Raw genomic sequence first — 15,635 nt, forward strand, 5'->3', positions numbered from 1 at the left:
ATGAACAGGATGAGGAGGAGGGATGGATGAAAAAGTTTAGAGTGATCACCCGCTTCCTGTCCATTCTCGTAGCCAGTTGTCTATTGTCTTTAAGTGTATTATCTGTATCTGTGATATGGGTTAAGAATAACGTTCATGCGGTGCCTGTGATCCAGCCGATTGAACGTGATTAGCACATAAAATGAAGAAGAAGGAGTGATAACGGATGGTGAAGAGAAGGAACTATTTATATGCCTGTGCGGCACTGGCGATGATGGTGGCCTTGAGTGCTTGCAGCAGCGCGGCAGACGAACCGACAGGTGATACTGAGAAGGTGGACACCGAAGTTTCCTCCGGAACTGGTGAACAAGCGACTAATGAAGGTGCAAGCGGTGCAAGCGAAGCAACAACAAGTGCAGTGACCGAGACGGAGGGTACGACTGCGCCAGCCGACTCGGATTCAGATAGTGGTGAGGAAGCCGCTGCTGGAACCAATGAGTTGCCGGAGAACTTGCCAAGTGATTTCCCATTGCCGGAAGATGCAACGATTCGTTTAGCCAATTCTGGTGAGAATGAAGGCAAGCAATCGGCCATGGTGATTTTCTCCACGGAACAAGATATGAAAACCGTATCTGAGCTGTATAAAGATTACTTCAACGCCAAAAAGTTGACGGATGCGGGTCAGACGATCGATGACAAAAATATTATCATTCAGGGAACCGATCCAGAGACGCAGGATGTCTGGTCCTTGATTGGAGGAACATTGGCAGGACAGGAAGGCGTCATTGAACTGACGTTGACCTGGACAGAATCATAAGCAGAAGATAAGGGCTATTTTTCTTTCCTGCTTTCTTTCTTCCTAAAATAACGAATGAACGCCATAATACCTTGCATACGGAGCCGCATTATTGCTGCACCGCTGCAAGGTATTTTTATTTCGAACTGGAAACCTGACAGGTTACATGGTATGTTATATCATTATAATAGAGTAATAGACAACTATAGAAGAAGACAGGAGAGGATTGAACATGATTAGAGTGGGTATTGTTGGTTACGGTAACTTGGGTAAAGGTGTAGAGAAAGCCATTTCCCAGAACGAGGATCTGGAATTGATTGCTGTGTTTACACGTCGTAATCCGGAGCAGATGGTCGCTGAAAGCACAGAAGTACGTTTTGAGCATATCTCTGCAGCGGAGCAATACATAGGCAAGATTGATGTTATGATCCTCTGTGGTGGTTCTGCAACCGACCTTCCAGAGCAGACACCAGCCATCGCCAAATTGTTCAATACGGTAGATAGCTTCGATACACATGCGAAGATTCCTGAATTCTACAAAGAAGTTAATGCTGCGGCAGAGCAAGGCGGTCACGTAAGTGTCATTTCCACAGGTTGGGACCCAGGCTTGTTCTCCATGAACCGTCTGCTTGCACAGTCCATACTGCCAGAAGGAAAAGAGTACACGTTCTGGGGCAAAGGTGTGAGCCAAGGCCACTCGGATGCTATTCGTCGTGTTCCAGGCGTTAAGGCGGGTGTACAGTATACTGTACCTGTTGAAGAGGTGATCAACCGCATTCGTGCAGGGGAGACACCAGAGCTGTCTACACGTGAGAAACATCTGCGTCAATGTTATGTGGTAGCAGAAGATGGTGCTAGTCAGGATGAGATCCGTGAGACGATTGTGTCGATGCCTAACTATTTTGCAGATTACGATACAACTGTAACGTTCATTAGCGAAGAAGAATTGAAATCCGAGCATGAAGGTATGCCGCATGGTGGATTTGTTATTCGCAGTGGGGTTACAGGTGCCGGTCAAAAGCAAATTATTGAATTTGGTCTGAAACTCGACAGCAATCCTGAATTTACAGCAAGCGTACTTGTGGCGTATGCAAGAGCCGCACAACGCTTGAGCGTGGAAGGACATAAGGGAGCGAAAACGGTATTTGATATTCCGCTCGGTCACTTGTCTCCGAAATCGGCTGAAGATCTTCGCCGCGACTTGTTATAATTCTGATTCGTTCCAGTGATTTGTATAACAAACAGCTCGTCCTTGGATATATAGGACGAGCTGTTTTTTTGTTTTTGCTACACCCAGTGAGAGGGAATGTTAAGATGATCCGGCAACTTGGTATTCACATTACCTTTGGCTGCATTAATCTGGGATTGCGTCAGGAAGATGCCACCTCTCAGGTCTGCATCGCTCAGATCCGTATCCCGCAAGTCCGCGCCAATCCAATCCGCATTTCGTGTGTCTGCATTTCGGAGATCGGCTGCGATCATTAAAGCCCCTCGGAAGCTTGCGCCCCGCAGGTCAGCCCCTTTTAAATTGGCACCAAAAAAGTCACTTCCGGTACGTTTTTTACTCTTCTTCGACTTCCCTTGTCCATGAGCGGTGGGTGGCACATTCGCGCGTACCATCTCACTTGCCTGGACCAAGAGTTGATTCACACTGGACCGATAATTGGCGATGTCCAGACGGAGGAGGGCCGCAGGCTCCAGATTGCTCAAGTGCTCAACCTCCTCATATAACTCACCAAATGCCGAGTGAAGGGATAACGTCTCCGGTCTCATCATCATTTCCTTCATATAACTGAGCAACTCGTGAAGTTGTCGCAAGGCAGGCAGACAATCAAACATCTCGTTTGCAGACTCTGGATGATCACGCCAATCTTTGCCCGCGTAGGTCACTTGGGATAGCTTCTGTCCAGCTCCGAAACAGTCGTATACCGTGCAACCTTTGAACCCTTTCTGCCGAAGCTGGGTATGGATACCACATCGATTGTCCGTGCGCAGATTGGGACAGGGTGTGCCGCTGGCTTTATCAAAAGCAAAGTCAGATGACTTGCCATAGGGCAAGGCAACACAGCACAGGCCAAAACATTGCTCACAGTCTGCGCTAAGATGAGGACTTGCAGTGCTGGCAAATGGTTGGTTAGACAATGTAAACACTTCCTTATAGATAGTACAAATAGATGGAATTACGTCACTACCACTTTACCATTGCCCTGCGATTAGAGCAATTGAAGACAAGGAAAAAAGGGCGTTCCCCAAGTTAATAGGAACGCCCTTTGATCGTGGAGAATCACGTATTTAAATTAAACTACACCTTGAGCAATCATGGAATCGGCTACTTTGAGGAAACCGGCGATATTCGCTCCGGCAACGAGGTTGCCTTCACAACCATACTCTTCAGCAGCTTCTACACAGCTGGTGTAGATGTTCTTCATGATGTCATGCAGCTTCGCGTCTACTTCTTCAAATGACCAGGACAACCGCATGCTGTTCTGTGACATTTCAAGAGCAGACACGGCTACACCGCCGGCATTAGCCGCTTTGGCTGGACCAAACAGCACGCCTGCGCCGTGGAAGACGTCAATGGCAGCCAGGGTGGAAGGCATATTCGCGCCTTCGCCAATGGCCTTCACGCCACCTTTAACCAGCAGGGCCGCAGCTTCTTCATCGATCTCGTTTTGCGTTGCACATGGAAGAGCAATATCACAAGGGATAGACCAGATGCCTTCACAGCCTTCGGTATATGTAGCATGCGGGTGTTCTTTGATGTATTCGCTGATGCGAAGACGATCAACCTCTTTCAGACGTTTCACGGTATCCAGGTTGATGCCTTGTGGATCGTGTATGTAGCCACCTGAGTCACTACACGCCACGACTGTAGCTCCAAGCTCCTGTGCCTTCTGAATGGCATAGATGGACACATTACCAGAGCCAGAGACAACGACTGTGCTGTCTTGGAAGCTGAGCCCCTTGGATTGCAGCATCTCCTTCACGAAGTACACACAGCCGAAGCCAGTCGCTTCCTTACGTGCCAAGCTTCCTCCGTACAGCAGTCCTTTACCTGTCAACACGCCTGCTTCATGCCCGCCATGAATACGTTTGTATTGACCGAACATGTAACCGATTTCCCTTGCGCCTACACCAATGTCACCTGCCGGTACATCCGTATCGGAACCGATATATTTGTACAGCTCTGTCATGAAGCTTTGCGTGAAACGCATGACTTCCAGATCCGATTTTCCTTTGGGATCGAAGTCAGAACCGCCTTTACCACCGCCAATGGGCAGACCAGTCAAAGCATTTTTGAAGATCTGTTCGAAGCCAAGGAACTTGATGATGCCCGAGTATACAGAAGGATGGAAGCGAAGTCCGCCTTTGTAAGGGCCAATGGCACTGTTGAATTGCACCCGGAATCCACGGTTAACCTGAACTTTGCCCTGATCATCTACCCATGGGACACGGAATGTGATTACACGTTCGGGTTCAACAAGCTGTTCCAGCAGACTATGGTTCCTATACTTGGGGTGTGCTTCAATAACAGGAATAAGGGAATCCAGAATTTCTTTGACAGCCTGATGGAACTCATCTTCATGCGGATTTCTGGCGACAACCGACTCGTAAACGGAATGAACATAATCTGCGGCAGTAACTTGAACGGACTCTGTAGTTTCTTTTGTTATCGTGGACACTTTTTCGATGCACTCCTTTATTGTGTTAAAGTCTGTAGAGGCTTATTTGCATAAATTGAATAAAAGTTTGTAGTTAAATATACAGGAAAGCAAATAAAAATACGAGATAAAAAACCATAAAATGTTTTTTATGCAGTAATTAAAATGTTCTATGGATCTACCATATGATGTGAAGAATTAAGTTATTAAATGGAAGATATGACCACAAATGATAATAAAAAAGCAAGTTAGACGAATATATTGGATTAAAATATTAGTTTTGGTAAGATGGTAAGAAGGTCTCGTATTCCGGGGTCTTTTTATAATAAAAAGGAGGAAAACAAGATGATGAAGAGAAACATGCCAATCAACATGGAGAACAAGGCTTGTATAGGGGGTGAAATCTACTATGAACCATAGGACTTCCCGCCATAATTGCAGAGAGAAGCTGGTGAGCCAGCTATTTACATTCGGTGAAGAGAAAAGAACATTTCTCGACGCCTATTTCGACGTGCGCGATCCAGAGCGGATACAATTGGAAAAACAACTGTCGGCATATACGGAGTATGTGGAAAAACTGCTCCTGGGCCCTGATGAAGATCTGGACTCGGCTGTATTGATCGGCAGTCATATTGATTTTGAATATCTCGATTTTCATACGTCAGATTCGTTCATGATTGTTATGCCAGAAGATACCGATCCTGATGAGGGGCGTATTTCCTTCCTCTCTCCAGTAGGGAGTCAATTACTGCTTGGCAGTAAAGGGGAAGTTAGGTCTGTTCATACACCATCAGGTTCCATGAGAATCCGCATCACGGGGATTGAGCTGAGGAGCGAAACCTTGAACGAGCCGGCTCTAGGGGGTGCAGATCATGCACTTTAAAGAGACGGACTTACCAGGGATTGGACGTAAATACTGGCTGCATACCCGTAGTGGTGAGCACTTGGTCATTGTGATCCATAACGACGAGCGACGTGACCTGTTCCATATGGAGTCAGGGGATACGCCTGAAGAGGTGGGTGATATGGTATCCCTTGTCACCCTGGACGATGATGAAGCCCGGGCGGTAGCCGCTATCGTTGGTGGTATGACCTATAAACCGAAGTTTCAGGATGAGCGTGAAGTGATGCTTGAAGGGCTGTTAATCGAATGGCTGCGAATTGAGCCTCACGCCGCAAGTGTAGGCATGACGATTGGTGAACTGGATATCCGTCAGGCTACGGGCGCCGTTATTCTCGCTGTCGTGACCAAGGATAAGGAGAAGCATTTTAATCCAGGTCCGGATTATGCTTTTACCGCTGGAGCTACAATTGTAGTTGCCGGTGAACGGAATCAGATCAAACATCTCAAACAATTGTTGACTGATGGACGGACTTAGCCTATGGATATGCTCATATTCGAAGTGGGAATTGCCGTTGCGCTGATTACACTTACTGGGCTGATATCTTCACGATTACGATTTTCGGTCATTCCTTTCTATATCCTGATTGGTATGGCTGTTGGACCACATGCACCACAGATCGGCATAGTGGATTTACGTTTTATCGAAAGTTCAACCTTTATTGAATTTATGGGCAGGCTTGGTATTTTGTTTTTGCTATTTTATCTGGGTCTGGAGTTCTCGGTCTCCCGTTTATTAAAGTCTGGTAAAGCCATTCTGACTGGGGGCATGTTCTATGTAGGCCTGAATTTCGTCTCTGGATTGCTGTTGGGGTGGTTCATGGATCTGCCCCTTCAGGAGACACTTGTTGTCTGCGGGATCATGACCAGCTCTTCTACAGCCATTGTAGCTAAAGTGCTGGTTGATCTGAAACGCACGGCAAACCCTGAAACAGAGATTATCATGGGCATGATCATGTTTGATGACTTGTTCATCGCGATTCATATCTCCATCCTGACTGGGCTTGTGCTCAGCGGGGCAACTTCATTCTTAAGTGTTCTGCTGGTATCGCTGTCTGCCCTGCTGTTTATTGTGCTGTTCCTGATTATTGGCAGGAAAAGCATCAAATATATTGATAAGGCACTGAATATCAAGTCATCAGAGTTGTTTCTGCTTACCGTCATGACACTGCTCTTCCTGGTGGCTGGTTTCTCGGAGACACTGCATGTAGCTGAAGCTATTGGAGCGTTGATGATGGGGCTTGTGCTGGGCGAATCAAGACATGTGAGTCGGATTGAACATCAGATCATGCCTTTCAAAGATTTTTTTGGTGCAATTTTCTTCTTCAGTTTTGGCCTGACCATCGAGCCGGCTTCACTTGGCGGAGCTGTTGGGATGACGATTATTGCCGTTATTCTGACGATTGCCAGTAACTATGGTGCAGGTATGATCGCTGGCAGACTGGCTGGAATGAGCCCTAAGGCCTCATTGAATGTGGGCTTTACCCTGGTCTCGCGGGGCGAATTCTCCATTATCATGGCGAACATCGGCAAGGCCGGAGGGCTGATGGCATCCATCCAATCGTTTGCCGTGTTGTATGTGTTAATTCTGGCTGTGCTGGGGCCTATCCTGACAAAAGAATCTCCGCGGATTTACGCATCGTATGAGCGACTAAGGAAGCGGATGAAACGAAGGGAAACGGGTTGAGTCAAACGCTGACTGTCCTTGGACAGACCGGGTATTCTGACCGTAGTGTTTAATAGGCGTCACACCATTCGGAGAGCGAAATTACTCCGGGGTGTGGCGTTTTTTTATTACTTGGAACCCATCCAATACAGTCTTATTATTATACCTCTTCCACCAAATTATGGTATGTATCCATATCTTGTGCGTGGTCGTGAATGTTCAAGTCCAGAGGCAGGACTATAGATGTGATTTGGTAGATAGGGATTGAAAATAAACAGTCATTATGTAAAATAATGTTATATTCAATTCTAGCAGTTGAACGTACCATTTACACGAGAACGGACGAGGAGGAATAGCTCATGAACAAGAAAAGTAGATTTCAACGGTTAAAATGGGCTGGTACAGGAATATTGCTCAGTCTCATATTATTTGCTCTACCTGCATCTGCTGCATGGAATGATACATATCAGGGTTATGCGACGTATACGGGCTCAGGTTACTCGGGAGGTGCAGTGTTGCTTGATCCCATCCCGGCGGACATGAAGATTACTGCACTTAATCCGTTCCAACTCAATTATAACGGTGTCAAAGCCGCTTTAGCGGGAGCATATCTCGAGGTGCAGGGTCCTAAAGGCAAAACAACCGTCTATGTAACAGACCTCTATCCAGAGGGTGCCAGCGGAGCGCTGGATCTCTCGCCGAATGCCTTTAACCTGATCGGTGACCCAAAGGCAGGCAAAATCAATATCAGCTGGAAAGTGGTCAAAGCTCCAATTCAAGGCAACGTCTCCTATCGGATCAAGGAAGGCAGCAGTCAGTGGTGGGCAGCCATTCAGGTTCGTAATCACAAATATCCGGTGCTGAAGTTCGAAGTGAAACAGAAGGATGGTACGTGGCTCAATCTTGAAAAGCAAGACTATAATCATTTCCTCGGAACCGGACTGGGCAAAGAAAAACTAAACGTTCGTATTACTGATATTCGCGGTCAGGTATTAAATGACACGATCCCGGCTCTGCCTAATGATGGATCGGGTGGTGCATATATCGTACCGGGCAATGTACAGTTTCCCGATTGACAGATATACGGAGTTGTTATAAAAAGAAGTATGGTCATAGACGTATTCTTAACGAAAAGTCGTACACTGTACGGCTTTTTTTGTATACGAAAAGAGGAGAATGTACCGTATGAAAAAAAGTTTGCCTTCATATCAGACAACACATCCCTATTGGAAGCAGTATCAGGCCTTTTTCCCGGAAGAAGTGAGGCTAGGGGAGCATACAGCTCCTGAGGAAGAATGGTGGGAGTCAAATGGGGTTCATCTGCATATCGATCGTTTACCTGCGCCGGAGTCTTCAATCAAAATTCTGTTCATTCATGGTGCGGGAGGCAATGGCAGGTTGCTCGCTCCGTATGCCCGCATGTTGCAGCGACATGGATTCGAGGTGGTATCGCCAGATCTTCCGCCGTATGGGTTAAGTTACGCAATGTCTGGTACACGTATTAACTACGAACTTTGGATAGAGCTACTTGTGTCACTCATCGAACGGGAACACAAAAAAGACGGCAAGCCAATCGTTGTATTGGGAAGTAGCATCGGAGGGATGCTTGCCTATCATACCAGTGCACGCAGCAAGCGGATTAAGGATTTGATCGCAACTACATTTGTAGACACGAGTAATCCGGAAATGCGTGACCAGCTTGCGCCGAATCGTCTGGTGAGCCGGGCGGGAAAACGTATGATGGATATGTTCCCTGGTCTGCTGGATCATGTACGTATTTCGGTCAAACAGGTATCCCGAATGCAACTGATTACTAATAACAAGGACTTAACCCGGCTTATTATGGACGATCCACAAGCGGCAGCTACACGTATTCCGTTAGAATTATTAAGAACATTTCTTAATAAAAAACCGGAGGTAAGCCCGGAACAGTTCAACCAGTGTCCGGTCCTGTTGGTTCACCCTGAACTGGACCCCATGACACCGATCAGGTTCAGCCAATCTTTTTTTGATCGTCTGGTGGTGGACAAGGAATGTGTGATCTTGGAAGGGGCAGGCCATTTTCCTATAGAGCAGCCAGGACTGAACCAGTTGGAGGTAGCGGTACTACGATTTTTACAACAAATTCAATGATGACCACAGGCCAGGCTACTACACTGCTTCGCATAAGATAGTTTACATATTCTAAGTACGTAAAACACCTCCCACTAAGGGAGGTGTATTTGAATGTTTTCGATATGAACTGCGCTACCGCCAACCTGAATCTGTGTGATTTCATTAGAGCTATCCAGCGTTAATCGGGCTCGGATTTCGGAGGGGCGGTTCATGGTATACCCTTGTCTGATCGTGTACGTGTGATGATGAGGATCTGTGAGTTGGTTGTACCGGGATAAATAACAGAGCATTGCACCATTGGATGTGCCCGTTGCGCTCTCTTCCGGTATATCATAAAGTGGTGCAAAATTACGGCATTCTGCCAGAACGTCCATAACATCTGATTCGAGTGTAAACACGTGATAACCTATGGCGTGATGAGCCTTGCTTATTTCAGTGATACGCTGGAAGTCAGGATCGATTTTGGTCAGAACATCAAGATCTTTAACGGCTATCATGATATCGGGTAGCCCGGTAGACACAATCTGTACAGGTAGCTCGGAATGCAAATCCTCCATAGAAATACGTAACGAATCGGCAATCTGCTGTCGATCCACGATCTCCCCAAACTCCGGCAACGTCTGAGACAGATAGACTTCTCCATTGACTGCGATATCAACTTTAAGAATTCCGGCCAGTGTCTCCAGTGTATATGTACCAACATTAACGAGCTGCTGTGTCTTCATTAGATAAAATAAAGCAATTGTGGCATGTCCACATAGATCGACTTCATCACTTGGGGTGAAATAACGCACTTTGAAATCAACCTGATCCGAGGGCATAACAAATGCAGTCTCTGAAAAACCGACTTGTCTGGCAATCTCCTGCATCTGGGTTTCAGACAAATGCGCTGCTTGTAAAACAACCCCTGCGGGGTTTCCGCCATAGGCTTTGTCCGAAAATGCATGTAATGTACTAACTTCCACTTCCATCGTGTTACCTCGCTTGTTCAGTTATTGGGTTAAGATTTAACGTAATCGATAATCGACATTATATCACGATTGTTGAACGGGCTTGTGAATCCCAGATTGCTGTGAATGTTGAAATGAATAGGTCAAGTGACCGCAGGGAAAGGGTAATGATGGAGAGAGCATAACGATAATCCATTGGAAAGGCTGGGATCTCTAATGAAAGCAATTGTGATTGAAGAATTTGGTGGAGCGGAACAATTGAAGGAAAAGGAAGTAGCCAAGCCAGCATGTGGAGTGAATCAGGTGTTAATTCGAACACATGCCACGTCGGTGAACCCGGTGGACTTCAAAATCAGACAAGGTGATATGAAAGAAGCAGCGGAGAGTTTTCCGTTGATTCTGGGCGGCGATGTTGCGGGTATTGTGGCTGAAGCAGGTTCAAATGTCACGCGGTTCAGAGAAGGTGATCGGGTATTTGCGCGTCCGCGTCAATTCGGGACCTATGCAGAATATGTCGCTGTTGATGGAGACATTATTGCCCGTATACCGGAGAACCTGAGCTTCGAGGAAGCTGCAGCGATCCCGCTGGCTGCGATGACGGCTTGGCAAGCCCTTGTGGATCATGGACGTTTAGGCAAAGGGCAGAAGGTACTCATTCATGCGGGTGCAGGTGGTGTGGGAACGTATGCAATACAGATTGCCAAGTCCCTCGGCGCTGAAGTGGCTTCCACGGCAAGTGAATCAAACGAAGCGTTGCTTCGCTCGTTGGGTGTAGATCATTTTATCAACTATAAAAAAGAAGATTTCTCGGAGATTCTCTCCGGTTATGATGTTGTGCTGGACACCATGGGCGGTGATATTCAGCGCGATAGCTTCAAGGTGTTAAAGTCTGGCGGACATCTGGTATCCTTGGTGGAACAACCGGATGAGAAGCTTGCCAAGGAAGCCGGAGTAACGGCCAACGTTTTCATGATGGAGTCCAAAGGGGATCAACTGGATCAGCTGGCTGAACTGGCTGCGGAAGGCAAACTCAAATCGGTTATTGATGGAACGTACCCGCTAACTCAACAGGGAGTACGGGAAGCACATGAGAAGAGTGAGACCCATCATACCCGCGGGAAACTGGTTATTCAGGTGCAATAGAATTCATTAACTGGTAGAAGTATTTGGACTCATGAGTCTGATACAGATTGAACCAGGCCTGTAATGTTTCTGGTGCAAAGACATTCAACAGCTTCAACACATGCATCGTAAATTCTAACGGAGCTATTCCAGATGCAGTAACTACATTTCCATCGGTTACTGCTGGCTCCGTTACATAATATGTTTCTCCAGTATAATCTGGGCATATCATCTTCAGGTATTCTAAATCATTGCTTGTATGCTGTCTGATATCCAGTAACCCTATTTTTGCAAGTGCAACTGTGGCACCGCAAATCGCCGCAATAACCGTACCTTCTTCTATGGAGGCAGCAACTTTTTTTAATAGAGGATCATGGATGGTTTCCATCCAGGTGTTTCCTCCTGGAAGAATGATGACGTCGTTACCTTTCAATGTACATTCATCAATAGAAATATGTGGAAGGATGTTTAATCCGCCCATGGTAGTTACCGGATGTTTATCTACACCTACCGTTACGACCTGCAAAGGCTCGATCTCTTTCCTGAAATACCTTCCCGAGTTAAGTTCAGCAGTTAAATAACCTACCTCCCAGTCTGACATCGTATCGAATACATAAAGATATACGTTCCTCGTTTGCATCATACACACTCCTTTTGTTATTCATGATTGAATGGATTACTCTCCTATTATAAATAAACTTCACTGACAACTACGGTCAGTGAAGTTTTCGAATTTGAAATTTATAGCCCTAAGAACCAATATAGGGACTGCTCCCCAATTGCAGTGGAATAAGATATAATAGGAGAAATTTATTCCATTTTGTGCATGAGGTGATTAGGATGTCCAACGAACTCATTCAAGCCATTCAATTGTTAAAAGAAAAGAAATGGGTGGATCTGACCCATACGTTTGGACCGGACTCTCCACATTTTTCAGCTTTTGAGGCAGCACAATTCGATACACTGTTTGATCACGATCAAGGTTTCTTTGCCCAGAGCTTCAAGTTCCCAGGTCAATACGGGACACATCTTGATGCGCCGATCCACTTCGTTCGGGATACCCGGTATCTGGATGAGTTGGGCTTGAAGGAGCTTGTATTGCCACTTGTGGTCATTGACCAGTCCGCTGAAGTGCAGAACAATCCGGATTTCACACTGGATGTGGAGCATATTCTTGAATTTGAAAGAGAGCATGGCGTGATTGAAGCTGGAAGCTTTGTAGCCTTACGTACCGATTGGAGTAAACGCTGGCCTAGCCATGAAGCATTTGATAACAAGGATGATAAGGGCAACAGTCATGCACCTGGATGGTCAGTCCGTGCGCTCATGTTTTTATTTGAGGAGAGGAAAATACAAGCCATTGGACATGAAACCTTTGACACGGACTCGGCCGTGGATTATCAGAAGAATGGAGCACTTCTGGCAGAATATTATGTACTCGCCCAAGATACATATCAAGTTGAGCTGTTAACAAACCTGGATCAGGTGCCGGCCAAGGGCGCTGTTATTTTCAATATTGTACCCAAAGCGGAGAAAGCTTCTGGTTTTCCAGTTCGATCCTTTGCCATTTTGCCTTAAAACGAAACAGATCAAAAGCTGAAATAGATAAATCAGGCACAGAACTCAGAATACTCAAGTAGACAGCCGGCTAAATAGAAATAGTCGGCTGTTTTTCAGTTAAGCTAACGGGCAGGATAGTTTAATGATTGGGGCTATAAGGCTGTACTAGGTAGAACGATGTATAGTGTACTGTTGAACTATGAACTATGAACTATGGTCAAATACTAGTATCAAAATTTAACATAGCCTAGATTTTAAATATTGCACCCACATCCCGTGCAGCTCAGCTTCCGATACTTGAAATGCGCCTTGAAAATCAGTGGCATCGCGTATGAATTTGTTGAGCGCATCTAAACTGTATGAATGGATGAGATATTCTACGAGCAAGTGCGAGAATCCATATCCCCCTATCTTCTCGAAATCCCAGGTATCATTAGTTAATGCTTGAAAGCTAGGGACAGCGTTATTTTGAATCAATTCGGAGGTGCTATACTGGATATATTCTTGTGACATTTGTTTGGCTTCATGCCCGCCGAGACCGTGTGTAAGCCATTTCGGTGCCAACGGATTAATATCCTTCACTAACCACATCGTAAACAAGCTTATAGTGTGCCGTAGTACCGATTGATACGTATGCTCAGGGCCTGGGTTGAGTGGGGATACGATTTTAATTTTATTGTCTTCATAGGTTCCCATAAACCAATTGGGCGGATCCGGCTCGTTTATTGCTTGATGAAAAGTGGGCAGATCCGGATAGATCTCAATAGCGATTTTCTGAGAAGGTCGATGACGATAGATTGTAATAATTCGATCTACATTGCTTTTCAACTCTTCAAATAAGTCATGGTATACCTTGTTCATACCATCATTTTTGGAGGGAGCCTCGCTTTTATCCACAATTGATATCAATTCATTAATAGACATGAGTGTAATGTCACCCCATTCTTTTAATTCTTTTTTTAGTTTGTTTAAGGCACGATAGAGTCTGTTCTTGACTGCGCTTTCCCGAGGGATATCGATTGGGACTGAAAATCGATTACTTCGTGCACCATTTCTTTATTTCGTGATCTCGTACGATACTCGTTTTTCACAATATTTTGCGCGATTTTGAAGAGCCAAGTAAATATACTGGAGTTACACTTAAACAAGTGAAAGTTTTCCATTGCTTTTAAAAAGACTTGTTGTGTTAAGTCATCGGCAGTTGCCGAATTTGTCTTTACTGCAATATAATTTCGAATTCTATCTCGATATTGATTATAAATGGCTTCGAAATGCTGGATGTGCTCCTGCTCCTCCGGAAGAACAGGGATTTTCTTTTTGTCTTGAGCTCGTGACACCAGTAATACCTCCTCCTGAACTTACAATTCATTAGACACCGAAGAGAGGTAAAAAGCCACATCATTTTAAAATAATTTTACACGACGCCGCTCCACTTTTTTAAACCCCGAAAAAGTAAAGCGTAAAGGCAATTCAGCTATGTGGTATTAAGTGAGGATTACCAATGGAGAAAGAGATTCAGGAGCTTGAGGTTGAGCTTAACTTTTATAACAGTACTCGTGACTTTGGTCATCTTGATTGGAATCTTTCAATTTATAACCCCCCAACCAATTAAACTAACGGGAAACGTTAGATTCTATAATACTAAGAAGCAGCTGATCAATGTGATCACCTGCTTTGTTCAACTAAGAGTCAGGTTAGTTCAGGAAAAATCCAAGAACAGTTTGCCACCACGGCAGTTGTTCCTCTTAAGCTACTGGGCATCTTTCAATATGTGTTAATATAAATCAAAGATATTAGGGACTGGGACTTGCTAATCGGTCGGTAATGGTACATCTTGATGAGGAATCGAAGCTTTACTAGATCTCTCATTGTTGTATTTGACTTTCTAGACAAAATGGAGCACTTCTAAACAAGAAGATATTCAACGGTTCTTTTACACTGTAGGAGAAAGGAGATGCGAGATCTTGGAGATGCTTAAGTTGCTTCGTCAATCCATTGATTATGTGGAACAACATCTGCACTTGCCGATTGAGATTGAGGACATTGCTAGGTCAGCAATGAGTTCAAAATATCATTTTCAGCGCATGTTTCATGCAGTAACCGGTGTGACCGTAACTCAGTACGTGAGGAATAGGCGGCTTACGCTTGCGGCGCAGGAGTTAGCGGGAACGGATTGTAAAGTCATTGATGTCGCGCTTAAGTACGGTTACGACAGTCCGGCGGCATTTACGAAAGCTTTTCAGCGGATGCATGGGGTTACACCTCTTGCGGCTAAGAAAATGAATGTGAAACTTAAGGCATTTCCTCGAATCTCCTTTCAAATTCAGATTAAAGGGGAAACCGAGATGAATTATCGAATCGTGGAGGAAATGGAATCAACAGTTTTCGGTAAGACAGTTACTATCCATATGGATGCCTACAAGGAGATACCCGTGTTTGTGGAGGAGATTTGGAAGAATGGCATTCATGATCAGATTAACGAGTTGGCAGGAAGACCAGCGGGATCACTGCTGTACGGTTATCATTTTGACTTTAATGAGGATGGTTCGAAACGCTATTTGATGGGAGCAGAACTTCCGAATGGAAAACAGGTTACGGATGAATTTACCCTCCTTCATGTTCCTAGCCAAACTTATGCGGTATTCGACAGTAAGGAGACAGTTCCGGACGATGTAGAAATCGGATTGGGTATTCTGAACATCTGGAAACGTATCTATTCCGAGTGGTTCCCCTCGACGAATTTTGAACAAGTAGAAGGACCATGTATAGAGAAATACTACTGGGTTGATGATACGCATCAAGATTCAATTTGTGAGGTATGGATTCCGGTTAGTAAGAAGTAGAGATGGTTTAACCGCAGTTTTGGTCACCATTAGGTGGCCAT

17 protein-coding genes are annotated in these 15,635 nt (G+C 45.3%); 11 read left to right on the forward strand and 6 right to left on the reverse strand.

Annotated elements, in window-relative coordinates:
- Positions 1 to 26: 26 nt before the first annotated feature.
- From QF049_RS31100 to QF049_RS31110, 3 genes are all read left to right on the forward strand, one after another.
- Positions 27 to 173, forward strand: coding sequence for a hypothetical protein (locus QF049_RS31100; RefSeq protein WP_307542956.1), 147 nt, complete (start codon positions 27 to 29; stop codon positions 171 to 173).
- Between the two features lie 32 nt (positions 174 to 205).
- Complete coding sequence (locus QF049_RS31105) at positions 206 to 796, forward strand: hypothetical protein (protein ID WP_307542958.1); 591 nt, start codon at positions 206 to 208, stop codon at positions 794 to 796.
- 211 nt (positions 797 to 1,007) lie between these two features.
- Positions 1,008 to 1,985 carry a diaminopimelate dehydrogenase gene (locus tag QF049_RS31110; RefSeq protein ID WP_373428324.1) on the forward strand — a complete coding sequence of 326 codons (978 nt, stop codon included), beginning with the start codon at positions 1,008 to 1,010 and terminating at the stop codon, positions 1,983 to 1,985.
- 77 nt (positions 1,986 to 2,062) lie between these two features.
- On the opposite strand, the gene QF049_RS31115 is transcribed toward QF049_RS31110, so the two are convergent.
- Both QF049_RS31115 and gdhA read right to left on the reverse strand, forming a co-directional pair.
- Positions 2,063 to 2,917, reverse strand: a complete 855-nt coding sequence (locus QF049_RS31115) for a pentapeptide repeat-containing protein (protein ID WP_307542963.1) — start codon at positions 2,915 to 2,917, stop codon at positions 2,063 to 2,065.
- Between the two features lie 155 nt (positions 2,918 to 3,072).
- Entirely contained in the window at positions 3,073 to 4,458 is a 1,386-nt protein-coding gene (gene gdhA, locus QF049_RS31120) for an NADP-specific glutamate dehydrogenase (RefSeq protein ID WP_176872533.1), read from the reverse strand.
- Positions 4,459 to 4,846: 388 nt separating this feature from the next.
- On the opposite strand from gdhA, the gene QF049_RS31125 reads away from it, so the two are divergent.
- The 5 genes from QF049_RS31125 (at position 4,847) to QF049_RS31145 (ending at position 9,137) form a co-directional block, all read left to right on the forward strand.
- Entirely contained in the window at positions 4,847 to 5,320 is a 474-nt protein-coding gene (locus QF049_RS31125; protein ID WP_307542965.1) for a GreA/GreB family elongation factor, read from the forward strand.
- Positions 5,310 to 5,816, forward strand: a complete 507-nt coding sequence (locus tag QF049_RS31130; RefSeq protein ID WP_036617317.1) for a cation:proton antiporter regulatory subunit — start codon at positions 5,310 to 5,312, stop codon at positions 5,814 to 5,816. Before QF049_RS31125 ends, QF049_RS31130 begins: the two co-directional genes overlap by 11 nt.
- Before the next feature lie 3 nt (positions 5,817 to 5,819).
- Positions 5,820 to 7,025 (forward strand): cation:proton antiporter, encoded by a 1,206-nt coding sequence (locus QF049_RS31135; protein ID WP_076216431.1) that lies wholly within the window; start codon positions 5,820 to 5,822, stop codon positions 7,023 to 7,025.
- A 338-nt stretch (positions 7,026 to 7,363) separates the two neighbouring features.
- Positions 7,364 to 8,080 (forward strand): expansin ExlX, encoded by a 717-nt coding sequence (exlX, locus tag QF049_RS31140; protein WP_307542967.1) that lies wholly within the window; start codon positions 7,364 to 7,366, stop codon positions 8,078 to 8,080.
- 109 nt (positions 8,081 to 8,189) lie between these two features.
- Complete coding sequence (locus tag QF049_RS31145; protein ID WP_307542970.1) at positions 8,190 to 9,137, forward strand: alpha/beta hydrolase; 948 nt, start codon at positions 8,190 to 8,192, stop codon at positions 9,135 to 9,137.
- Positions 9,138 to 9,211: 74 nt separating this feature from the next.
- On the opposite strand, the gene QF049_RS31150 is transcribed toward QF049_RS31145, so the two are convergent.
- Positions 9,212 to 10,090, reverse strand: a complete 879-nt coding sequence (locus tag QF049_RS31150) for a PhzF family phenazine biosynthesis protein (RefSeq protein ID WP_307542972.1) — start codon at positions 10,088 to 10,090, stop codon at positions 9,212 to 9,214.
- 195 nt (positions 10,091 to 10,285) lie between these two features.
- On the opposite strand from QF049_RS31150, the gene QF049_RS31155 reads away from it, so the two are divergent.
- Positions 10,286 to 11,212, forward strand: a complete 927-nt coding sequence (locus tag QF049_RS31155) for an NADP-dependent oxidoreductase (RefSeq protein WP_307542974.1) — start codon at positions 10,286 to 10,288, stop codon at positions 11,210 to 11,212.
- Here the strand turns inward: QF049_RS31155 and QF049_RS31160 are convergent.
- On the reverse strand, positions 11,196 to 11,831 hold the full coding sequence (locus QF049_RS31160) for a type 1 glutamine amidotransferase family protein (RefSeq protein ID WP_307543500.1): 636 nt from the start codon (positions 11,829 to 11,831) through the stop codon (positions 11,196 to 11,198). The genes QF049_RS31155 and QF049_RS31160 overlap by 17 nt on opposite strands.
- A 200-nt stretch (positions 11,832 to 12,031) precedes the next feature.
- Here QF049_RS31160 and QF049_RS31165 point away from each other — a divergent pair, with 200 nt between their 5' ends.
- On the forward strand, positions 12,032 to 12,769 hold the full coding sequence (locus QF049_RS31165; protein WP_307542975.1) for a cyclase family protein: 738 nt from the start codon (positions 12,032 to 12,034) through the stop codon (positions 12,767 to 12,769).
- A 219-nt stretch (positions 12,770 to 12,988) separates the two neighbouring features.
- Here the strand turns inward: QF049_RS31165 and QF049_RS31170 are convergent, their stop codons facing one another.
- On the reverse strand, positions 12,989 to 13,675 hold the full coding sequence (locus QF049_RS31170; RefSeq protein WP_307542977.1) for a hypothetical protein: 687 nt from the start codon (positions 13,673 to 13,675) through the stop codon (positions 12,989 to 12,991).
- Between the two features lie 44 nt (positions 13,676 to 13,719).
- Positions 13,720 to 14,088 (reverse strand): RNA polymerase sigma factor, encoded by a 369-nt coding sequence (locus tag QF049_RS31175; protein WP_307542979.1) that lies wholly within the window; start codon positions 14,086 to 14,088, stop codon positions 13,720 to 13,722.
- Between the two features lie 633 nt (positions 14,089 to 14,721).
- Between QF049_RS31175 and QF049_RS31180 the strand changes: the two genes are divergently transcribed.
- A complete protein-coding gene (locus QF049_RS31180; protein ID WP_307543502.1) occupies positions 14,722 to 15,594 on the forward strand; it encodes an AraC family transcriptional regulator in 873 nt (290 codons plus the stop codon).
- Positions 15,595 to 15,635: the final 41 nt, after the last annotated feature.

This window comes from Paenibacillus sp. W4I10 (assembly GCF_030816325.1).
In the GTDB taxonomy this organism is placed as follows: domain Bacteria; phylum Bacillota; class Bacilli; order Paenibacillales; family Paenibacillaceae; genus Paenibacillus; species Paenibacillus amylolyticus_B.